Source organism: Pseudomonas sp. GM80 (assembly GCF_000282515.1).
Taxonomy (GTDB): domain Bacteria; phylum Pseudomonadota; class Gammaproteobacteria; order Pseudomonadales; family Pseudomonadaceae; genus Aquipseudomonas.
In genome coordinates this window covers 1-5,221 of sequence record NZ_AKJD01000195.1, presented here as the reverse complement: position 1 = coordinate 5,221, position 5,221 = coordinate 1, and the positions used below count along the sequence as shown (strand labels likewise).

Annotated in this window: 4 protein-coding genes; all 4 read left to right on the top strand. The window is 59.9% G+C overall.

Annotated features, from left to right (window positions below; translation table 11 throughout):
• The first annotated feature begins 142 nt into the window (after positions 1-142).
• The 4 genes from PMI37_RS25745 (at position 143) to PMI37_RS25730 (ending at position 5,144) form a co-directional block, all read left to right on the top strand.
• Entirely contained in the window at positions 143-661 is a 519-nt protein-coding gene (locus tag PMI37_RS25745) for an RNA polymerase sigma factor (protein WP_008086680.1), read from the top strand.
• A 115-nt stretch (positions 662-776) separates the two neighbouring features.
• Positions 777-1,742: a FecR family protein gene (locus tag PMI37_RS25740; RefSeq protein WP_008086677.1), complete on the top strand. Its 966-nt coding sequence runs from the start codon at positions 777-779 to the stop codon at positions 1,740-1,742.
• Between the two features lie 122 nt (positions 1,743-1,864).
• Entirely contained in the window at positions 1,865-4,423 is a 2,559-nt protein-coding gene (locus PMI37_RS25735) for a TonB-dependent receptor (RefSeq protein ID WP_008086675.1), read from the top strand.
• Positions 4,424-4,535: 112 nt separating this feature from the next.
• Positions 4,536-5,144: a biliverdin-producing heme oxygenase gene (locus tag PMI37_RS25730; RefSeq protein WP_008086673.1), complete on the top strand. Its 609-nt coding sequence runs from the start codon at positions 4,536-4,538 to the stop codon at positions 5,142-5,144.
• The last annotated feature ends 77 nt before the right edge of the window (positions 5,145-5,221 follow it).

Here is a 5,221-nt window from a genome sequence, read left to right as displayed (position 1 = left end):
ATCTTTTGATCTTGTTTTTAAGATCAAAAGATCGCAGCCTTCGGCAGCTCCTACATTTATCTGCTTTGATCGCAAAACAATACTTGACCATTCAACTAGATGATAAGCATTATCATTCGCTCGAAATGGATCAGGTTCCCCCGTGAGTCAATCGCGCTTCAACCACGTCTTCCTCACCCAGCGCACGTCCTTGCTGCGCACGCTGGAACGGATGGTCAACAATCACAGCACCGCTGAAGACCTGTTGCAGGAGACCTACCTGCGCGTGACGCGGGCGCTGAGCGAGCGGGCCATCGATCACCTCGAACCTTTTGTCTTCCAGACCGCACGCAATCTGGCGCTGGATCATTTGCGCGCGCGCAAGATTCATTCACGGACGATGGTCGATGACGTTCCGCAAGACGTTGTGCACAGCATCGCCGCCCCTGCCAGCAGCGCCGAAGACGCCGCCCACGCCGAACAACTGCTGGAGCGCTTGAACGTGAGCCTCAGTCAACTCAGCCCGCGTCAGCAGCAGATTTTTATTCTCAGCCGCCTGCACGGCAACAGCTACCAGGAAATCGCTGACGAACTGAACGTGTCCCTCAGCACCGTGCAGAAAGAATTGAAACTGATCATGTCCATTTGCATCGGCGTCGCCGAACGCTTGAATGGCGACTGAACGTTTCCATAAATGTCAGGATCGACTGCACTGATCATCGGGCTTTGTTACCCTTGCCCGACTTTTACGCTTCACTAAAAAAACAGCCGTGCACAGACACTGCCGAGGAAACACCGTGACGGACACCCACCGCTCGCCTTCGCCGGATTCGGCGCAGGACGCTGCAAACGCAATGGACCAGGCACTCGACTGGCTCATCGTGCTCGGCAGCCCGGACGAGGAGCAGACCCGGCAGTTCCATGCCTGGCTGGCGGCGGATCCGTTGAATGCTGAAGCGTTCGCCAAGGCGCAAGCGATCTGGGACGGCCCGTTAGTGGTTCAATGCGCGCAAAGCCTCGCGGCGAAACCGGCCAAGGTCACCTTCCTCAAGCGTTTGCGCCCGCACTGGAAACCACTGGCCACCGCTGCGGTACTCATTCTCGGTCTGTTCAGTTTCAGCAATTTGCCAATGCGCCTGCAGGCCGATCATTTGACGGTGGTGGGCGAGCGTCAGCGCCTGCAACTGGAGGACGGCTCGAAAGTCCTGCTCAACACCAACTCGGCGTTCTCCAGCACCATCAACGATCAACAGCGTGTCGCGCGGTTGTATCAGGGCGAAGCGTATTTCGAGATCGCCGGCAGCCGCACTCAGCCCTTGGAAATCGATGCCGGCCCGGTCAAGGCCAGCGTGCGTGACACTGCGTTCGCCGTGCGTTATCTCGATGGCGTGACGCAGGTCAACGTGCAACGCGGCGATGTCGATTTGCGCGCGACCCATAACGATGCCCGCGTGCGCTTGTCGGCCGGCGAAAGCATCCGCATCGGCCCGAACGGTTTTGATCGCCCGGCCAAACTCGATGCTGCGACCGATCTGGCCTGGGTTCAGGGCCGACTGGTGTTCGAGAATTGCCCGCTGAATCAAGTACTGGCCGAACTGCGTCGCTACTACCCGGGCTGGATCATCAACACCAACGAGCAGTTGGCCGACGTCGCCGTGACCGGCAATTACCGCCTCGATCAGCCGCTCGACGTCGTTCGTTCCCTCGCCCACATCACCTCGGCACGCCTGCAGGAATTCCCGGCGCTGGTGATCTTGAACTAAATGAGAATTATTTTTACTCGATAGCTGAAGCCCGTTCGTCTCGTTATAGCCAATGCAATTGATTCGCATCCTCGGAAGTGAATCAGCACCTATAAAGATTCGTGCGACACGGAGCGCTATCGATGTCCTCACGCCTTACCCGCCAGACCTCATCCCCTTCCCGCGTATTGTCGCTGCTGACCGCTGCCATCCTGATGGCCGGCACCGCACCGCTGATGGCTGCCACCGAGCAACCGGCGCGCAACATGGGTGATTACTCGTTCTCCATCAGCCAGCAGCCGCTGGTGTCGGCGCTCAATGCCTTCACCGCCGTGACGGGCTGGCAGGTCGGTTTGCCGGCGGAACTGGGGCAGAACGTATCGTCGCCGGGCGTGCGCGGTTCGCTGCCACCGGAAAAAGCCCTCGAGCGTCTGTTGGTGGGGACCAACCTGAGCTTCCGCAAGCTGAGCAATAACAACGTCGTGCTGGAAAAACGCAACGCCAGTGGCACGCTCAATCTGGATCAGGTGACCATCAGCGCCACGCGTCAGGAACAGTCGGTGAGCAGCGTGCCGGCCACCGTCAGCGTGCAGACCCGTGAGGATCTCGATCGCAACAACGTCAACTCGATCAAGGATCTGGTGCGTTACGAGCCGGGCGTTTCGGTGGGCGGTGCCGGTCAGCGTGCCGGCATCACCGGCTACAACATTCGTGGTATCGATGGCGACCGTGTCCTGACTCAGGTCGACGGCGTGCAAGTGCCGGACAGTTTCTTCAACGGCCCGTACGCGCAGACCAACCGCAATTACGTCGACCCGGAAATCGTCAAACGCGTCGAAATTCTCCGTGGTCCGGCCTCGGTGCTGTACGGCAGCAATGCGATTGGCGGCGCCGTCAGCTACTACACCCTCGATCCGGACGACATCATCAAGCCTGGCCAGGACGTCGGCGCACGGCTGAAAACCGGTTACAGCTCGGCCGATGACAGCTGGCTGACCTCCGGCACTGTTGCCGGCCGCACCGGTGACTTCGACGGTTTGCTGCACCTGAGCCAGCGCAACGGTCACGAAACCGAGTCCTACGGCGAAACCGGTGGCACCGGCCTGAACCGCACCGAGGCCAACCCGGAAGACGTGCGCACCACCAACGTGCTGGCCAAACTCGGCTGGAACTACGCTGACGACGCGCGCTTCGGCTTGACCTACGAACACTACAAAGACGATCGCGACACCAACCAGTTGAGTGCCGTCGGTGGCCCGTTCAACGCTGGACGCGGGTTTGGTTTCTACAAGGCGCGCACCGGCAACGACACCGTCACCCGCGAGCGTTTTGGTCTGGAACACCGCTTCGCGCTGGACACTGCGCTGGCCGACAACATCAAGTGGTCGCTTAACTACCAGATCGCCAAGACCGATCAAAGCACCCAGGAAATCTACGCGCCATCGCGTACCGTGCTGCGTAACCGCGACACCAATTACAAGGATCGCCAGTGGGTATTCGATGCGCAGGCTGACAAGTCGTTTGCCATCGCCGACACCGATCACACCATCACCTACGGCACGACCATCAAGCAGGACAAAGTCACCGGCCTGCGCACCGGCAACGGCACCTGCCTGACCGTCAGCGGCGCCTGCCGGGTAATCGGTGCGCCAAGCGCCACCGACACTTTGAAACCGGCCAGCGACTTCCCGGATCCGACCATCAACAGCTACAGCCTGTTCGCGCAGGATCAAATAAGTTGGGGCAACTGGACGTTCCTGCCGGGCGCACGCTACGACTACACCCAACTCAAGCCGCACATCACCGATGAGTTCCTCGCCACTGCCGACCAGAGCGGTAACGGTCAAGTCAGCGACAAGGAAAAAACCTGGCATCGTCTGTCGCCGAAGTTCGGCACGACCTACAGCTTCAACGATAACTACACCTGGTACGGTCAGTACGCCGAAGGCTTCCGCACGCCGACCGCCAAGGCCTTGTACGGTCGCTTTGAAAACCTCGCGGGCGGCTACCAGGTCGCGCCGAACCCGGATCTTGAACCGGAAAAAAGCAAAAGCTATGAAACCGGCCTGCGTGGCCAGTTTGAAGCGGGCACCTTCGATGTTGCGGTGTTCTACAACAAGTACCGTGATTTCATCGATGAAAACGCGATCACTCCGGGCTACAGCGAGACCACGTTCCAGAGCAACAACATCAAACACGCCACCATCAAAGGCGTTGAGCTCAAGGGTCGCCTGAACCTTGACACCTTTGGCGCGCCGACCGGCCTCTACACCCAAGGCTCGATGGCGTACCTGTATGGCCGCAATGACGACAGCGGTCAGCCGCTGAACAGCGTCAACCCGCTGACCGGCGTGTTCGGTCTCGGTTATGACCAGGACAAATACGGTGCTCTGTTGAGCTGGACGCTGGTCAAGCGCAAGGATCGTGTCGACAGCACCATGTTCAAGACGCCGGACGGCACCAGCACCCAGTTCAAGACCCCGGGTTATGGCGTGCTCGACCTGGCGGGCTTCTACAAAGTCACCGACGACGTGACCGTCAACGCCGGTCTCTACAACCTGACCGACAAGAAATACTGGCAGTGGGATGACGTGCGCGGTTACGACAGCGTCGGCGAAGCCTCGGTCACGCAGCCGGCCAACCTTGATCGCCTGACCCAACCGGGCCGCAACTTCGCGATCAATCTGGTCTGGGACATCTGATCCGGCAAACCTCACGGCGCGTGTTCATGCACCGCCCCGTGAGGTTTTTTTACGCTCGCGCGCTGGCTGGTTCGTCTCGTTAGCAAGCGCCTCAATTTCTCAAGGATTTGTCATGACCGCTCAAGACACCGAACAACGCCCTGCCCTGCGTTCGCAGCGCTTGAACCAGATCACCAACGAGCCGCACACCAAGCTCGATGCGCTGGTCAAGGCGCATGCGCCGTTCGAGACCCGCGCCAACTTCGCCCGTTTCGTGGTCGCGCAGTACCTGTTCCAGTCAGAACTGGTCGACCTGTACAACGATGCCGAACTGACCGCGATCGTGCCTGACCTGCCCGCGCGTTGCCGCGCCGAAGCGGCCAGGGCTGACCTCGCCGACCTCGACACCGAAGTCCCTGCACCGGTCGCCGGCGCAGTAAAAAACCCGAGCAAGGCCCGTGCACTGGGCTGGATCTTTGTGTCCGAAGGTTCGAAGCTTGGCGCAGCGTTCCTGATCAAGCGTGCCGTGGCGCTGGAGCTGAGCGAAACGTTCGGCGCCCGTCACCTCGGTGAGCCCGAAGGTGGTCGTGCCGAAGGCTGGAAGAGTTTTGTGCGTACCCTCGACTCGCTGCAGTTCAGTGCTGAAGAAGAAACCGAAGTGGAGCAAGGCGCGATCGACGCGTTCAACCGCTTCACCGTGCTGCTGGAACAGGCTTACGCCACCGAAGCCGAACCCGCCTGAGCAACAAAAGTCCCCCTGTAGGAGCTGCCGCAGGCTGCGATCTTTTGATCTTGAAAACAACATCAAAAGATCGCAGC

Coding starts and splice junctions, on each gene's coding strand:
- PMI37_RS25735 (WP_008086675.1), top strand. CDS start 1,865: ATGTCCTCACGCCTTACCCGCCAGACCTCATCCCCTTCCCGCGTATTG.
- PMI37_RS25730 (WP_008086673.1), top strand. CDS start 4,536: ATGACCGCTCAAGACACCGAACAACGCCCTGCCCTGCGTTCGCAGCGC.